Annotated in this window: 13 protein-coding genes, 1 tRNA gene and 2 pseudogenes; 7 read left to right on the forward strand and 9 right to left on the reverse strand. The window is 44.3% G+C overall.

Annotated elements, in window-relative coordinates:
* Positions 1-346 precede the first annotated feature (346 nt).
* The 3 genes from HCJ96_RS14575 to dcd all read right to left on the reverse strand — a co-directional run bounded on the left by HCJ96_RS14575 (position 347) and on the right by dcd (position 2502).
* Positions 347-423 (reverse strand) — tRNA-Pro (locus tag HCJ96_RS14575).
* A 109-nt stretch (positions 424-532) separates the two neighbouring features.
* Positions 533-1894: an SLC13 family permease gene (locus HCJ96_RS14580; protein ID WP_169211820.1), complete on the reverse strand. Its 1362-nt coding sequence runs from the start codon at positions 1892-1894 to the stop codon at positions 533-535.
* Positions 1895-1911: 17 nt separating this feature from the next.
* Entirely contained in the window at positions 1912-2502 is a 591-nt protein-coding gene (dcd, locus tag HCJ96_RS14585; protein WP_169211821.1) for a dCTP deaminase, read from the reverse strand.
* 186 nt (positions 2503-2688) lie between these two features.
* Between dcd and metG the strand changes: the two genes are divergently transcribed.
* Positions 2689-4749, forward strand: a complete 2061-nt coding sequence (gene metG / locus HCJ96_RS14590) for a methionine--tRNA ligase (protein WP_169211822.1) — start codon at positions 2689-2691, stop codon at positions 4747-4749.
* Between the two features lie 43 nt (positions 4750-4792).
* On the opposite strand, the gene HCJ96_RS14595 is transcribed toward metG, so the two are convergent.
* Both HCJ96_RS14595 and HCJ96_RS14600 read right to left on the reverse strand, forming a co-directional pair.
* Positions 4793-5395, reverse strand: coding sequence for a hypothetical protein (locus HCJ96_RS14595; RefSeq protein ID WP_169211823.1), 603 nt, complete (start codon positions 5393-5395; stop codon positions 4793-4795).
* Between the two features lie 140 nt (positions 5396-5535).
* A complete protein-coding gene (locus HCJ96_RS14600) occupies positions 5536-6297 on the reverse strand; it encodes a class I SAM-dependent methyltransferase (RefSeq protein WP_169211824.1) in 762 nt (253 codons plus the stop codon).
* A gap of 87 nt (positions 6298-6384) precedes the next feature.
* On the opposite strand from HCJ96_RS14600, the gene gloB reads away from it, so the two are divergent.
* From gloB to HCJ96_RS14615, 3 genes are all read left to right on the forward strand, one after another.
* Complete coding sequence (gene gloB / locus HCJ96_RS14605) at positions 6385-7182, forward strand: hydroxyacylglutathione hydrolase (RefSeq protein WP_169211825.1); 798 nt, start codon at positions 6385-6387, stop codon at positions 7180-7182.
* Positions 7183-7246: 64 nt separating this feature from the next.
* Positions 7247-8920: a lytic transglycosylase gene (locus HCJ96_RS14610; RefSeq protein WP_169211826.1), complete on the forward strand. Its 1674-nt coding sequence runs from the start codon at positions 7247-7249 to the stop codon at positions 8918-8920.
* Between the two features lie 7 nt (positions 8921-8927).
* On the forward strand, positions 8928-9953 hold the full coding sequence (locus HCJ96_RS14615) for an ion transporter (RefSeq protein WP_169211827.1): 1026 nt from the start codon (positions 8928-8930) through the stop codon (positions 9951-9953).
* A gap of 10 nt (positions 9954-9963) precedes the next feature.
* On the opposite strand, the gene HCJ96_RS14620 is transcribed toward HCJ96_RS14615, so the two are convergent.
* Positions 9964-10821, reverse strand: coding sequence for a hypothetical protein (locus HCJ96_RS14620; protein ID WP_169211828.1), 858 nt, complete (start codon positions 10819-10821; stop codon positions 9964-9966).
* Positions 10822-10876: 55 nt separating this feature from the next.
* The gene (gene cysS / locus HCJ96_RS14625) at positions 10877-12253 is read right to left on the reverse strand and encodes a cysteine--tRNA ligase (protein ID WP_169211829.1); all 1377 of its coding nucleotides are present in this window, start codon (positions 12251-12253) and stop codon (positions 10877-10879) included.
* 150 nt (positions 12254-12403) lie between these two features.
* On the opposite strand from cysS, the gene HCJ96_RS14630 reads away from it, so the two are divergent.
* Together HCJ96_RS14630 and lpxH are read left to right on the forward strand one after the other, a co-directional pair.
* The gene (locus HCJ96_RS14630; RefSeq protein ID WP_169211931.1) at positions 12404-12901 is read left to right on the forward strand and encodes a peptidylprolyl isomerase; all 498 of its coding nucleotides are present in this window, start codon (positions 12404-12406) and stop codon (positions 12899-12901) included.
* Between the two features lie 53 nt (positions 12902-12954).
* Positions 12955-13713 carry a UDP-2,3-diacylglucosamine diphosphatase gene (lpxH, locus tag HCJ96_RS14635; RefSeq protein ID WP_169211830.1) on the forward strand — a complete coding sequence of 253 codons (759 nt, stop codon included), beginning with the start codon at positions 12955-12957 and terminating at the stop codon, positions 13711-13713.
* Between the two features lie 51 nt (positions 13714-13764).
* Here the strand turns inward: lpxH and miaE (HCJ96_RS14640) are convergent.
* A pseudogene (gene miaE / locus HCJ96_RS14640) lies at positions 13765-14418 on the reverse strand (tRNA isopentenyl-2-thiomethyl-A-37 hydroxylase MiaE); the annotation flags it as partial.
* 181 nt (positions 14419-14599) lie between these two features.
* Between miaE (HCJ96_RS14640) and HCJ96_RS14645 the strand changes: the two are divergent.
* On the forward strand, positions 14600-16405 hold the full coding sequence (locus tag HCJ96_RS14645; RefSeq protein WP_246261461.1) for an NACHT domain-containing protein: 1806 nt from the start codon (positions 14600-14602) through the stop codon (positions 16403-16405).
* Positions 16406-16501: 96 nt separating this feature from the next.
* Here HCJ96_RS14645 and miaE (HCJ96_RS14650) read toward each other — a convergent pair.
* A pseudogene (miaE, locus tag HCJ96_RS14650) lies at positions 16502-17130 on the reverse strand (tRNA isopentenyl-2-thiomethyl-A-37 hydroxylase MiaE); the annotation flags it as partial.
* Between the last annotated feature and the right edge of the window lie 21 nt (positions 17131-17151).

The following is a 17151-nucleotide window of genomic DNA, read 5'->3' on the forward strand; positions in this document are numbered from 1 at the left end:
ATCGAGAAGAGCGTATGGTTTTAGAAATTTTGAAAATTACAGAATAAGAGTAATGACCCATTGTGGATGGGATGGTGTAATTAATCGAGTGAGATGAATGCTGATCCCCCGTTTATGAGGTAGAGCCCTTTTTGACAGTTTACCAAACTTAGATGAGGTGCTATTAACAGCATACTTGTTGAAGATTGCAGCCTTGCCGTTCTTAGGTAGGAGGAGTATCACATTAATCGAGTGAGATGAATGCTGATCCCCCGTTGATGGGGTAGAGCCTGAGATGAATGCTGATCCCCCGTTTATGGGGTAGAGCCTAGAGCCTGAATGTGCTACGGGAATCAAGAAGAGAAGTTGGTCGGTGTGAGAGGATTTGAACCTCCGACCCCTGACACCCCATGACAGTGCGCTACCAGGCTGCGCTACACACCGACCGAAAGAGCGGACAAGTGTACTTATTTTTGATCACATTGCAACGAGATTCGTTGTATTACTGTGACAAACGCTTATTTGCTGAGCAATTCTTATATTTTTCACCCTATTACAGGGTGACATAACACACCAGCGTGACGACGCCTGCCACAATCAGGTTCAATACGACCCCTTCCCGCGCCATGGTTTTAATGGCGAATTTTTCGGTGGCAAAAGCGATGGCATTGGGTGCCGTTGCAACCGGTAGCATGAACGCGCAGCTAGCACTGATGGCGGCGGGTATCATTAACAATTTCGGGTCAACGTTCACCGCCAGTGCAGCGGCGGCCAGAATCGGCATCAGTAATGTGGCGGTAGCGGTGTTGGAGGTAATCTCGGTGAGAAAGGTAACAAACAGACAAATCGACAGGATCAGTAACAGTAACGGCAAGGTTGAAAGCCCGGTTAACCATTCTCCCATCAACACACTAAGGCCCGAAGCAATGAAAGCTTTGGCGATACAAATACCGCCAGCAAACAACAGCAGCATACCCCACGGAATATCGTTGGCCGTTTTCCAGTCCAGTAGCCTGCCCTGCTTGCCTTCGCCATTGTGAATAACGAACATTGCCACCACACCCGCAATAGCAATAGTGCTGTCGCTTACGGTAGTAAGCCCCAGCCACTTGGTCCACAATGGGCGTAGTACCCAGGCGAGTGCCACCGTGCCAAATACCATCAACACCCGTTTTTCCGCTTTACTCCAGGTGCCCGGTTCGGGCAAGTCAATTTTGCCCACTTCGGTTAATCCGCGCGATAACCAAATCGCCATCAGCGGCAGCGCGAAAAATACGATGGGAATGCCAGTTTTCATCCAGTCGATGAAACTGTATTCAACCCCTTGCGTTTCCTCATACACACTCATAAATATAATATTGGGGGGCGTACCGATCGGTGTGCCAACACCTCCGACACTGGCGGCGTAAGCCACACCCAGAATGAGCATGACGCCAAAACGCTTGCTTTTCATCGCTTCAATTATGGCCAGGGCCATTGGCAAGATCATCAATACGGTGGCGGTATTACTGATCCACATACTTAGCAGCGCGGTGGTCAACATAAAGCCCAACAGCAGTTTTAACGGGCTACCTGATCCCGTCAGTCGTAACATATATACTGCAAAACGCTGATGAAGATGGGCTTTTTCCAGCGCTTTTGACAGCATAAATGCCCCCATCAATAAGATGATGACATGACTGCCTAGTGAAGAGGCCGCTTCCCCATGGGTCAGTACACCAGTTAACGGAAAGGCAGCAAACGGGATAAGTGAAGTGGCAGGAATAGGCAGCGCTTCGGTTATCCATAATATGGCCACAAACAATGTGATACCGGCAGTGAGGGCGATATCAATGGGCTGTTGACCTAAGTGCAGCGCGCCACCAACAGCCATTGAAATCAATAGAGCAATGACAACAATACTACTTTTGCTCATCCTGTACTCCGGTTAGATTACTTTTGTTCGTCCGATGATATGCGGCTGGCATCAGCACCAGCCTGGCCTTTATATTTAGCGTCTACCCGGGCGTTGTACGGCTTTTCTGCCGGATTAGACAGCACCTCAAAACTTAGCGCGCCAATTTTCATCATCGGACGCAGTGCTAATGGCAACTTACCGCTGTTATAAAATTCCAGCACGATATTGCCAGACCAGCCAGGATCAATACGATGTGCAGTTACGTGTACCATCAGGCCCAGGCGCGCCAACGATGAGCGACCGTCGAGCCAGCCCACAATATTGTCAGGTAACGTGACAGATTCGTAGGTAATAGCCAGCGCTAATTCGCCGGGGTGCAGGAAAAAGGCCTTGCCTTCCGCCAGTTCAATTTCGTCACTCATAACCGAGTTCAGTGCTTCCTCAACCTGCGCTTTCGGCCCGCTTAGGTCAATATAAGGGGCCTGGTGATCCTCAAATACACGAAACTTGTTGCCCAGGCGAATATCAACCGTGACACCGCTGATTTGCGAATAATCAGGTGTTGGCTTAATGGCGATTTTTCCCGCCTGTAGGTACTCGAAAATATCTCTGTCTGACAAACGCATTGCGGCTTCCTGCATAAAATTGAGGGCTCATTATAAGGGCATTATCCAGCCAATCAATATTTCGCGCCTTCACAATAGGAGTAATTTCGGCCAAATTATCCAATAGTGCAAAATACGTAATGCAAAAACAGCGTATTTCAGCTAGTATTTGCAGCCATTTTTAATGTATTTATTTGCTATTGTCATATGTCTGAAAACACTTCGCAATCCAGTGCTGTTGCAAACCCGCGCCGCATTCTGGTAACCAGCGCCCTGCCCTATGCTAATGGTTCAATCCATTTAGGTCATCTTCTTGAGCATATCCAAACTGATATCTGGGTGCGTTATCAACGCCTGAAAGGAAACGAATGCTACAGTGTGTGTGCGGACGATGCACATGGCACACCTGTGATGCTAAAAGCACAGGAGTTGGGGATCACGCCTGAACAAATGGTGGAACAAACTCGTGCAGAACATCATCAGGATCTAAAAGATTTTCATGTTCACTACGACAATTACTACGTAACGCATTCGCCTGAAAATAAAGAATTGTGCGAAACGATCTACAAGCGTTTGGACGAAGCAGGTTATATCAGCAAACGTGTTATCAATCAGCTGTTTGATCCTGAAAAATCGATGTTTTTACCTGACCGCTTCGTAAAAGGCACCTGCCCTAGCTGTAAAGCAGAAGATCAAAACGGTGACAGCTGTGATGTCTGCGGCGCAACATATAGCCCAACTGAAGTGATCAACCCGCGCAGTGTGGTTTCCGGTGCCACTCCGGTGTTGAAAGAATCAGAGCATTACTTTTTTGATTTGCCTCAATTTGAAGGCATGCTGAAAACCTGGATCCGCTCTGGCGCTTTGCAGGAAGAAATGGCCAACAAACTGCAAGAGTGGTTTGAGGCTGGCTTGCAGCAGTGGGACATCAGCCGTGATGCTCCTTATTTTGGCTTCGAAATCCCTGGCACTGAAAATAAATTTTTCTATGTGTGGGTTGACGCCCCCGTTGGTTATATGGCGTCGTTCAAACACTACTGTAACGAACACAATCTTGAGTTTGACGATTTTTGGAACCCCGGCCACGATACTGAGCTATACCACTTTATTGGCAAAGATATCACCTATTTCCATTGTTTATTCTGGCCTGCCATGCTGGAAGGCGCCGGATACCGTAAGCCTACCGGTGTGAATATTCATGGTTTTGTCACCGTGAACGGCGCAAAAATGTCAAAATCACGCGGCACCTTCATCAAAGGTCGCACCTATCTTGAGCACTTAAATCCCGAATACCTGCGCTATTATTTTGCATCAAAACTTAGCGACGGTGTCACCGATATCGATTTGAACTTTGAAGATTTTGCGCAAAAAGTGAATGCGGATCTGGTTGGTAAAGTGGTTAACATTGCCAGTCGTTGTGCCAGCTTTATTACCAAACGCTTTGACGGCAAATTATCTGAAAACTTACTGGAGCCAGAATTATTTGCTGAGTTCAGTCAGGCGGCCGATCGCATCGCGATGCATTACGAAAAACGCAAATACCATCAGGCCGTGCGTGAAATCATGGCGTTGGCAGATAAAGCCAATCAGTTTATTGATGCTAATGCCCCATGGGTAACCATCAAAGACGAAAGCAAACAGCAGTTTACCCACGACGTATGCTCGTTAGGTATTAATCTGTTTCGTGTCCTGGTCACTTATCTGCAGCCCATCGTACCCGCATTAGCGGCTGAGGCAGAAGCCTTTTTAAACGATAAACTAAGTTGGGAAGGTTCTCAGGTGGCACTCACCGGTCACCCGATTAACAAATTTAAAGCGCTGATGCAGCGCGTTGAAAAGGAAAAGATTGACGCCATGGTAGAAGCATCAAAAGAAAATCTGCAATCAACGGCAGCACCTAAAGTGGACCCGGACAGCCCATTGGCAAGAGATCCTATCAGTGAAGAAATCACTTTTGACGATTTTGCCAAAGTTGATTTTCGTATCGCCCGCATCGCCAATGCTGAGCATGTAGAAAAAGCAGACAAGTTATTGCGTCTGGAATTAGACCTTGGCGGCGAGACGCGTCAGGTGTTTGCAGGAATTAAGTCTGCGTATGCACCAGAAGATCTGATTGGTAAGCACACTGTGATGGTGGCTAATCTGGCGCCCAGAAAAATGCGCTTTGGTATGTCTGAAGGAATGGTTCTGGCAGCAGGTCCAGGTGGCAAGGACTTATACATCCTGGAGCCGCACGACGGTGCCAAACCGGGTATGCGGGTAAAATAATATATCGGGTAGCTGATGCGCTATCAGCTGCCCGTCCTTTCGGCTAACCCGCCTTCGCAGCCTGTTGGTCACCCTCTTCTGACTCAGCATCTTCAAACTGCCATTCCTGCAGTGCAGAAAAATCGATTTTTGCCCCTTTAGCAAAGGGCATTTTATATCGGTGTATCGTAGTTAAATCATAGCTGTTTAGATGTTCGTACTCGAACAAGTGCCCGTAATTTTTCGGCGACGTTGTCACCACCACCTTCCTGACATCCACATTACGTAAGTCGTAGTGATAGATGTAATACACTTTAGTGGCAAACGCACTGCCTTTGACTTCTTTACTATATGGTATTTCGACCCACTTACCGTCTTTTAAAACCAGAAGCTGGGGAAGAAAAAAGCTTTTTACATTAAGTGAAAGGTTGGGATGTGACCAAATGGAAACTTGTTGTGTCCCTTGTGGTAGATAAATCAGTTGATAGAACTGCTTTATTCCCATTCTGTTGATGCAATTTGACTGCACTGAGCCTATATCGTAACCATAACGATATCCAGGCCCAACATAGGAACGGCCATTTTTCTCAAACTTATCCGTACAATATTGAGCAAGTTCATAGTTTTTTTGATAATCGCGGCCCGCACAGCCGGTTAAGATTATCATCCCTGTTAATAGTAGTAGTCCCTTAAGATTGGTGAAGCAACGCAATCGCTTTTCCTACCCTATTACATTAATTTAAGCACGTGAAAATTTTACCATGTAAAAAAAGAAATTTAAGTGAAAACGTATTCATACCGGCAATATTATTTATCGGACCGACTGAGCGATGAGAAGGTTCCTTCGCGCATGCTGGCGCCAACCGGATTAAATTGTGGCTGAAGCTTCCATTTGGGCCTGATTGTCGTCATGGGATACACGCGTTTTTTAGCCAGAATAATGTATACCGAACTACACCATGGGCAATGAGTGCTCAGCCATTTCTGTAATTTAGAAGGATGCGGCGTTTTATAATTGAAAAACAACATGGAAAACAACACCTGTCGCTGTTCGATTATTTCAAACCCCAACAGCTGTAACCAGTCCTTAATGCGCGAACTGGTGAAAAATCGGGCGTCATGCAGAATATTACCGCGATTTAAGGGCAGATACTTTCCCACTCCGGTGAGACTAAGCGGGTTAAAACCGCTGATGATGACATATCCGCTCTGGGTAATAACACGGTCTACTTCGCGCAGAATCTGGTGTGGATCCTGAGCAAAATCCAACTCGTTAGCCAGTAAAAAACCATCGACACTGTTTTCAGAGTAAGGTAGCTCGTGAGAATAGCCCACTACGCCAGACCAGGGGTGTGGCTTTGGCGTCTGATTAATCTGATGGGAAATCGGACACTTTGCCAGTTTAATTTGTGCGCTTAAGTTGCCCAGCTTCACAAAATGATAACCGAAGATCCGTTGACTGTAATCGTCGCAGACATCCTGAACCGCTTGCCTGATCATGTCCCCTGCCGGAAGTAAATCCCATCCTTCAGGATAGCGAGGCTCTCGCTTTTGAAAAGCAGATTTCATTAAAATAGTGGCTGATCCATTCTATTGCACAAGGGCTATCAAGTTTCTATAGTATCGTATAATTTGGTTTTCTCAAGCGGGGGACTTATGTCCACTTCACTTTTAACTTTACCAGACGATGTCAGTGTAACGGCTATTCCCGCTTTTACGGACAACTATATCTGGTGTTTGCATAATAATGTAGACGCTGTGATAGTTGATCCTGGGGATGCAGAGCCGGTTTTACGCTTTTTGAAACAACAAAACCTGAAGCTGGCAGCAATTTTAATTACCCATCATCATCACGATCACACGGGAGGTATTACCCGGCTTACCTCGACTCGTCCCGCTATTCCGGTTATCGGTCCACGGGGAAACCATATTCGTGGTATTACTAAAAGCGTCACTCAAGGCGATACAGTACATTTACCCGTTATCAACTGTGAGTTCACGGTGATGGAAATACCCGGACATACCCTCGATCACATCGCATTCTACGGCCACGGCGCGATCTTTTGCGGCGACACTCTGTTTGCCGCTGGCTGCGGCCGACTGTTTGAAGGTTCGTCAGAACAAATGGCGCACTCTTTGAGTAAATTAAAACGTTTACCCGATAATACCAAAGTATATTGTGCGCACGAATATACACTGGCAAATATCAAGTTTGCCAGAGAAGTGGAACCCAATAACACGGTATTGCGGGATTACGAAATCTGGGCCAGACAGCAGCGCGATCAAAATAATGTTACCTTACCCTCTGATATTGCAACACAAAAGGCAGTAAATCCTTTTTTACGTTGTCAGCATGAAGAGGTGAGGTCCGCAGCGCAAGCAAAAAGCGAACACAAATTGCGCGACGATGTAGCTGTCTTTGCAGCACTTCGTTCGTGGAAAGATAAGTTTTGATGCAATTTTTGGCCGTAATACGTACAATAGCGCCTCTGCAGTATCCGTACGGGGCGTTATTGTCATGTTGAAAAGCAAGTTCACCCTACTTTCTGCGCTGGTCTCGACCCTGTTATTGGGAGCGTGCGCGTCGACAGAAGTAGTGGAAACCCATCCAATCAATCAGGATAAAAAAGGTCAAAGAGCCGCCTGTGAAGTAGCCAATACTACTATTTCAGAAGAAGCTGACTGCGAAGTGGCAAAAGAAGGCGTCATTGAGGTAATCCATCCTCAGGAAGAAATTGCGCTGGAAATCAAGACGGATAAAAAGCCCAAGTCTGACGATGAAGAAAACGTGGTTATCACCAATGTCTGGGATCGTATTGGTAATCAGCTTTCATTCGACATCCCCGAAAACAACCGCGTCAAGGTGCAGCGTAACTGGTACCTGAAGCACCCCGAATATATGTCCAGAGTCACCAATCGTGCGCGCCCTTTTCTGTATTTTATCACACAGGAAATTGAAAACCGTAATATGCCGTTGGAACTGGCCCTGCTGCCAATTGTAGAAAGTGCCTTTGACCCGTTTGCGTATAGTCACGGCAGAGCGGCTGGTATGTGGCAATTTATTCCCAGTACAGCAAAACGATTTGGTATCCATCAGTCGTGGTGGTATGACGGCCGCCGCGATGTCATTGCGTCAACCCAGGGTGCGTTAGATTACCTGGATTATTTACACAACCTGTTTGATGGAAACTGGTTACATGCACTAGCCGCATATAACAGTGGAGAAGGCAGGGTAAAACGTGCCATCAAGCGTAATGCCAAGGCAGGAAAACCTACCGATTTCTGGTCGTTGGATTTACCTCGTGAAACCCGTGCTTACGTACCCAAATTACTGGCATTGGCCGACATTCTAAAAAAGCAGGATGACTACGATTTTGCCTGGCCAGAGGTTGAAAATGTGGCAGTGATTGATGTGGTAGACATCAATTCGCAAGTGGATTTAGCCTTCGCCGCCGATTTGGCCGAAATGGATTTGGAAGCATTGCAGGCCCTCAATCCGGGATTTAATCGTTGGGCAACCGATCCTGAAGGGCCACACTATCTCGTGCTGCCGCTGGAAATTGCTGAAGGTTTTGCCGACCGACTCAGCGAGCTTGACCAGAATGAACGCCTAAACTGGGTACGTCATCAGGTGCGTAGCGGTGACAGCTTACTTAAACTGGCGCATCAATATCACACCACCGCGAAGATTATTAAAAAGGTAAACAATTTATCATCCAACACTATTCGTGCTGGTGAGCATTTGTTGGTTCCCGTAGCGTTAAAAGAACTGTCAGCGTACACCCTTTCTAAAGAGCAGCGCCTGGCATCAACCCAAAACCGCAAGCGTGCCGATCGTAAATTCACTTACACGGTGCAATCAGGTGATACCTTATGGGATATTGGTCGCAAATACAAAGTCAGTACGCAAAAGCTGGCAAAATGGAATGGGATGGCGCCTATAGACACATTGCGTCCAGGTATGTCACTTGCGATATGGCTGGATGACAATGGCAGTCAAAGCGATGCCATCATGAAGAAACTTACCTATACTGTGCGTAAAGGTGACTCGCTCTCGCGTATTGCGTCCAAATTTAATATTAAAGTAAACGACATTCGCAAGTGGAACGATTTGCAGAAAAGTCGCTATCTGCAACCCGGGCAGAAACTGACCTTACATGTAGATGTGACACGCTTAAAAAATGTAAGCTAGGAGCACAATGTTAAGGATAAACTGGGCAAATTTACGCAATAGTCACGAGACACCTTGGTTTATCCTCGATTTTGTCATGCTCGGGTTGTTAACTATCAACCTGATATGGCTGCTGTTTGACGGCTTGTACGGAACCGAATTCGTCAATCAGCAACTGGAAAATCTCACGCCGGGCTTCGCTGCTGCTTACGCTCCCATCCACCGCAATTTCATTCTGGTGGATTTAGTATTTATCAGTATTTTCTTCGTAGAGTTTTGCTTTCGCTGGATTGTCTCGATAATACGCAAAGAACATCTGCGCTGGTATTTTTATCCATTTCTGCACTGGTACGATTTGGTGGGCTTGATCCCGTTAGGAGCAACCCGCATTTTCCGTTTTCTACGCATTTTCTCTATCCTGCACCGTCTACACAAATTCGAAATTATCGATTTAAATCAAACGGCTATTTTTCGCTTTTTCACCTTCTATTATGATGTATTTGTAGAAGAGCTCTCAGACCGCATCGTGGTTAAAGTATTAACCGATGCACAAAAAGACATAGCCGCTGGCTCGCCGTTAGTTGAAGACATTGGCAAGCAAGTGCTGGCACCGCGCCGTCCGGTGTTAACCCAATGGCTGGCAGGGGTGCTTAATCATTTAGGGCAAACGATTCACCACGGCCAGAACGGCGAAGCCATTCGCCAGCATGTGAGCAGAAGCGTGGGTAAAGCGGTCAAAAACAATTCGCAGGTCAGTACCCTGACTTATTTCCCGGTGGTGGGTAAAACCATCGAAAAAACACTGGAAAGTGCCGTCACCGATATTGTCACGCAGTCGCTGGTTAATTTACTATCAGACATTGATGCTGACCGCGTCGACGGCTTTATTAACGCCGGTCTGGAAGAATACACGCCTACCGCAGATGAGCTGGATAAAGAGGTGTTAATGATAATTAACGAGTGCCTTGAGCTGGTAAAATCTCATGTCGCTCAGCAACGTTGGAAGTCAGAACTGGTGAAAAAAGAACAGGCGATGCCTGGGCCACCTAAATAAAATTTATTAATCAAAAAGTGGCAACGCTTGTGACGCATTGAATTGGTTGCCAGTCTTTTACCGCTGAGTTAATGATGCCAATCCGATGGTAGGCATCAACAATAGCGCCTTTGTCCCTTAATTTTCTCAGCCCTGACTGCAGGTCAGCCAGCAGTATCTCACCTATTTTGTTCTCAGTATTGATAACAAAATGGGTTGAGTCGCGAAAGACCATCTTATAGTTAGGGAACGGATACAGGGAAATACCAAACTGATTTCTTTCCAGATTAGTTTCAGGACCAAAGGTAATGGGCACGAATTGTCCCCGGCCAATTTTGATCATATTAAACATCTGCTCGTAAAATCCCACGTGCATTAATTTTATGCCCGCACATTCAAGAATTTCCCAGTCGTGGTACCAATTTTGGTTAACCAGGGTGACGGCGCTTTTGAGCGCTTGAAATTGGCTTATGTGGTCAAGGACTTCTTTGGTCGAATACAGGCCTTTTTCAAATTCGTTGCTGCGAAATAGTGCCGGTGAAATCGCCAATTTATCAATTTCAACTTCGTTTCGCCAAATGCCGATAGCGGTCGCATCAATAAGTTTATCCTGCACATCATTTAACATGCGGCCATTATTCGGATAGGAAGACAGCAAAATTTCGTAGGTGTTATCGGAATACTTGAGCGCGTTACAGAATATCAGGTATTCGGTCAATACTTGATTCTCACCAAGATCGACCTCGCTCAACGTTGGGCATTTATCGTTCGTTGTCGCTTGTTTAATCGCGGCCTGATGGTCCTGATAAGTACCCACATTGATTGTTATATGTTTTGCGTCAACATAGGCGCTTACCAGCAAAAGCAGTGAAAAGTAAAAACGTATCATCCTGTGTTACCTCTCCACTGTATTTATTTTGTCCATAGTTAAGCGTTGATAAAACTTACTGACGTCGCCAGATAGTCCCTTCTGGCCCATCTTCCAGTACAATTCCTTTTGCGGTTAGGGCGTCACGTGCCGCATCCGCAGCCGCCCAATCCTTGCTTGCTCTGGCATCATTACGTTGTTTTATCAAGGCCTCGATTTCAGCAACATCGTCCTCACTACCTGCCTGTAAAAACTGATCAGGCGCAGATTGCAAAATACCCAGAATTGCGCCCAAACCAACCAGTACACCGGCCAGCTTTGCTGCTTCGGCTTGGTCAGTCTTTTGCTTATTCAGCTCGCGCGCCACATCAAACAATACCGCCATCGCTTCTGGCACATTAAGATCATCGTTCATGGCCTTTTCAAAACGTGGCAAATAGCCCCCGTAGCTTAATTCAACGTCGCTTGCTGGCGTTATCCCTCTCAACGCAGTGTAAAGTCGCTCTAGTGAGGCGCGTGCCTGATGAATACTTTCGTCGTCATAATTTAGCTGGCTTCGATAGTGTGCGGTAAGTAAGAAGAAACGAACCGTTTCTGGATCGTGCAGTTTTACCACGTCCCGCAGGGTGAAGAAGTTACCTAACGACTTGGACATTTTCTCGTCGTTAACCTGCACCATGCCGCCATGCATCCAGAAGTTAACGTACTGAGTGTCATACGCACAGCACGACTGGGCAATTTCATTTTCATGATGAGGGAAAATCAAATCTGCCCCGCCGCCGTGGATATCAAAATGATGCCCCAGATGCTTCGAATTCATCGCAGAACATTCAATATGCCACCCTGGGCGTCCGTCCCCCCAAGGCGACGTCCAGAAAATTTCGTTAGGCTTAGCCGATTTCCATAGCACGAAGTCCAGCGGATCATCTTTATCTTCCACCACCTGAACGCGCGCACCGGATTGCAGCTGCTCCAGGTTTTGTTTGCTTAATGCGCCATATTGCTCGTATTTACTCACATCAAACAACACATCACCGTTTTTCGCCTGGTAGGCATATCCCTTATCGACCAAAGTTTTAATAATGTCGATAATCTCTGGCATGTGGCCGGTTACAGTTGGTTCGGTGTTAGGTTCTAAAAGATTAATGGAAGCAAAATCTTCATGCATCATTGCAATGGTTCTTGCGGTTAAGTCTGAAGGCGAAATACCTTCCTCAGCCGCTCTTTTAATAATTTTGTCGTCCACATCAGTGATGTTTCGGACATAATTCACCGTATAACCCAGATGGCGAAGATAGCGCACCAGGACGTCGAAACTGAGATAGGTTCTGCCATGCCCCATGTGACACACGTCATAAACGGTGATACCACACACATACAAACCTACCTTCCCTTCTTGCAGCGGTTCGAAACGCTTTTTCTCTCGGGATAAGGTGTCGTATAGGTGTAGCATGGTGATTTTCCTGATAAATTAAATTGCGTTGAAGTCTATCACTGTCTTTAATTGAGGTCACAATTAAATACGCAATTTATGTTCTTAGAATTTAACTCGCTGCACTTTTAAGCTAACATAAGATTTTTAGCTACAATGGCAGGTCCATCAATGGTTACGTTGGAAACAAACTACGGTGATATCACCATCACACTGTTTAAAGATAAAGCCCCCAAAACAGTAGAAAATTTTCTTAAGTACGCACGTGAAGGTTTCTACGACGACACAATATTTCACCGTGTCATCGACAACTTTATGATCCAGGGCGGCGGCTTTACCGCTGACATGCAGCAAAAATCGACCAACGACCCGATCAAAAATGAAGCCAACAACGGATTGTCCAACAACCGCGGCACATTGGCGATGGCGCGGACCAACGATCCGCACTCGGCCACGGCACAATTTTTCATTAATGTGAAAAATAACGACTTCTTAAATTTTTCCAGCGAATCGATGAACGGCTGGGGCTATTGTGTATTTGCTGAAGTGTCTGAAGGCATGGATGTAGTTGACGAAATCCGCACCGTAGGTACAGAAAATAGCGGGTTCCACCAGGATGTACCTATCAAGCCTGTGATTATCGAGAAAGTCACCATCAACGACGAATAAGAACAATGGCTCAGTGTTGAGGGGCGCTCGCCCCTCTTTTTATGTTCATACCCATGAAATTTACTTACTTTATTTCTGATCTTCATTTAAGTGAAGCTTATCCGGACATCACCCAATGTCTGCTGCAATTTTTGTCAACTGAGGCGCCTCAGGCTGACGCTCTTTACGTGCTGGGTGATTTGTTTGATGTATGGATTGGTGACGATAACGTCACACCTTTTAATGAAACCATTGCTGCGGCGTTTAAAAAACTCAGTCAGCATACCCCCGTTTATTTTATTCATGGCAACCGTGATTTTGCCATTCGTGAAGGTTGGACAAATAAAGCCGGGATGACACTGTTGCCAGAACAGTTTGTGGTTGATTTGTACGGGCATAAAACCCTACTGACCCACGGTGACGAATTATGCACCCTGGATGTGGAATATCAGAAGTTTCGCCGAAAATCACGGGGATGGTGGTGGCCGAAGCTGATGCTTTCGCTTCCTCTGTGGCTCAGACGCAGAATCGCTGAAGACGGGCGTAAAAAGAGCCAGCTTAAACAACAGCGACTTACCACTGAAATCATGGATGTGACCCCTCAGGAAGTGGTCAAGGTAATGGAAAAGTACCAGGTCCAGCGGTTAATTCACGGCCATACGCATCGCCCTAACATCCATACATTGGAAGTTAACGGCAAACCTGCAACCCGTGTGGTGCTGGGAGATTGGTATGATCAAGGCAGTATTCTGAAAGTATCACGCGGTGCAGTGGAATTAGAGCGCCGTGACTTCGCTGCTGCCGTAACCGAGCACTCAACGGTAGCGAAATAAGCACGGAAAAATTACGGCCATATATTACATGCTAGCCATATTCATAACGGCTTAGCTCATTGCCGTAGCAGCTTCCTCAATCGGATTGCCGCTATGGAACTTGAAGTCGGTATCCGGGGTGCTTATCAGGGCGGCTTCAACTTCCCCGAAATAGTATACACGTGCAGAGATATCTTCATTAGCAACCTGCCTTGCAAGCGCCAGGTAATCTTCAAAGTGACGTGCCTCTGAACGTAATAACGAAATGTAAAACTTCTGCAGTTCGTTATCCAAATAAGGCGCAATCCTGGCAAAGCGTTCACAACTGCGCGCTTCGATGTAGGCACCACATATCAGTTTATCAATTAATGCCTGGGGCTCGTAAGTTCTGACATGCCGCATTCCTCTTGCATAGCGGCCAGCAGACACATTTGCATAGGCGATCCCACGAGATTGCATTATTTCGAGAACTTGTTGAAAGTGATGCAGTTCTTCTTTTATCAACAGCACCATTTTTTCTACCAGATCATCACCAAAGCTATGCACACCATTAGCCGAAATCATCTTTTTTAAGCCGCTGTGTTTGCCCTCAAAATTGCCATCACCTACCTGGCGATACACATAGTCTTCGTAGGGCTTTAGCCAAGCCAGTAATTCTGCAGCGTTAACTTCATCAACCGCATATCTGCGGATCAACATCAAAGCGGTCTGTGCGGCCTTAAGCTCACTAAAGTAAACATTGCACAAACATTATAACCTAAAACCGTTTGCTAGTTTCTTGGTGTTAAAATTAAAAACGGAATGTTTGCACACGAAGATTAGGCGTATGAAAAATATGAAATTTTAGATATTTTTACAGAAGCGTGATTAAATTAGGTTTAATAGAACGAATTGTGAAGTGAAGTTAATGGGACTTGAGAGCATTATAACTAGCCTAACCAAAGATTTGGCAGCAAAAGTTTTAAATAAAACTCTAGAGAAAGGAACCGAGCAATACAATAAAGCACTTGTTATATTCGAATTTTGCTTTAGCAAATATTTGAGAAGATCTCATGAAAGATACTCAAAAATTAAAACTCTATTATATAGAGATCGTCCAGTAAGCTTGAAAGAACATTACGTGTACACGGATTTGGCTTTAGACAAAAAGAAGATATCCGGCACGGAAATATTTGAGACATTTAATAAAAATCGTAAAAATGTAGTAGTAGGCACAGCGGGGTCTGGAAAATCAGTTTTATTGAAGAAAATTTTTTGTAATTTGGTAGAAAATAAGTCTGAATTTATACCAATTCTCGTTGAATTAAGGCTACTAATTCAGCCTGATAATCACCTTAGTATTTTTGACTATATATACAATTCATTGTCTGCACTTGATGAAGGTCTCACAAAAGAGCAGCTGCATTATGCTTTAAAATTAGGAAAAGTAGCACTGTTATTTGATGGATTTGATGAAATAGATTTTGAAAAAAAGGAAGTTTATGAAAGAGAAATCCTAGAAATATCGAACAAGTATACGAATTCAGTCATTATAGTTAGTAGTAGACCTGATGATAACTTCAACTCTTGGGATGAGTTCTTTATCTATCGAACTCAGAAACTAACCAGAGAACAAGCAATCGACCTGGTTTCGCGTATTGACTATGATGTTACTGTAAAGGATAAGTTCATTAATGAATTAAAGTCAGGCTTGTACAATGAGCACGTTGATTTTATATCGAATCCTTTACTTCTTACTATGATGCTTCTTACGTACGAGCAGTTAGCTGAAATTCCAGAAAAAATACACATATTTTACGAGCAAGCGTTTGATACGCTCTTTCATAAGCACGATGCATTAAAATCTCTATACAAAAGGAAGTCATACACATCATTGCCCATTGATGACTTCAAAAACATTTTTTCTGCATTCTGCATAATTACTTATACCGACAAAAAGCTGAGCTTCACTTACAATGAAATAATAGGATACATTTCAAAAGCAATAGAAATAGAAGATTTTGAAATCGACGCTAGAAAATTTTTTAATGATTTACTGAAATCAGTGTGCATTATTCAGAGAGATGGGAATATTTTTACTTTTTCTCATAGGTCATTTCAAGAGTATTTTACAGCAAAATTTTTAGCGAAATCAGAATCGCTAGATTTAATGAAGATTTTAGATAACATTTCTACAAATCGAATCGCAGACAACGTACTAAGATATACGTTTGAATTAAATACCGAAAAAGTTGAAAAGGAATGGATTCTACCTCGGTTGCAAGAATTGACGACTAAAACAGGGAAAGCTTTGGAGGAACAAAATTTTAAAGCTTTTTTAAGTTTATTTTTCGATGGATTTACGCCCACTCCCCTTGGTGTAGGTTTGACACTCGACGTAGCAAAAGCAGAGGGGCACTTCAAGAATAACGTCATGAGTTTTTATCGAAATATTTCTCTTAAATATTTTCCTCAATCGAATCTCACTGAGGACGAAGAACTAGCTTCAGCACGAATTGAAAATGATGCTTTTAAGTCTGCGTTAAATTTAAAAAATAACGAAAAAAGCGAGAGCGTAAGTTTATCAGATGTTGAAAATATTGATTGGATTAAGAACACGTGGATTTATGATGGATGCTATAAATACGATAAAATGCTTAATGAAATTTATACTGTCGTTAAACGAAAATATGAAAAGAAAGAAATGGAACTTTCAACTCTTTTGTTCAATTAGATTCTAATCTATTAAATATTTGATAATTTTTATAGTTAATCGAGTAAAACCAATATCATATTGATATTGGCTTTATTTAGCTCTGTGATCATTTATTCAGTACCTTATACCAGAAAGTCCACTATGAAACTTAAAATCTTTATCTGGCGACGAAATCAAGCCAGCTTCGACGCTTCCAAAGTGCTTTATACGCTCTGAAATATCATGACCTGCAATTTCCTCGGCTAGCTTCAGGTAATCCTGATAGTGACGAGCTTCCGAGCGAAGCAATGAGATGTAAAAATCACCTAACCGCTTATCCACGTAGGGAGCTAATTTCGCAAATCATTCACATGAACGAGCCTCTATGTATGCACCACATATCAATTTATCGATCAAAGCTTGAGGTTCGTACGTGCGAACTTCACGCAACATTCCACGAGCATAGCGACTGGAACCTATGGACTCATATTCAATGCCATATTCATGCATAATTTCCAAAACTTGATAAAAGTGATGCAACTCCTCTTTTATCACCAAAACCATTTTATCAATTAAATCTTGACTATATGGTGCCCCTGATTTTGGGAACATTGAGTTTTTGATGACTGGCGAGTTGACGCCAATCACCAATTTTTCAATAGGTAAAGTCTCCAAAACCAGGCCAATAAGGCTTCCCCGCTTTCCATGTCTACCGCATACTTGCGAATAAGATACATTGCAGACTGGGCGGCTTTCAATTTACAAAAACATCATGTGTCCATATT

The sequence above is a fragment of the Alteromonas ponticola genome, from assembly GCF_012911815.1.
Taxonomy (GTDB): Bacteria; Pseudomonadota; Gammaproteobacteria; order Enterobacterales; family Alteromonadaceae; genus Alteromonas; species Alteromonas ponticola.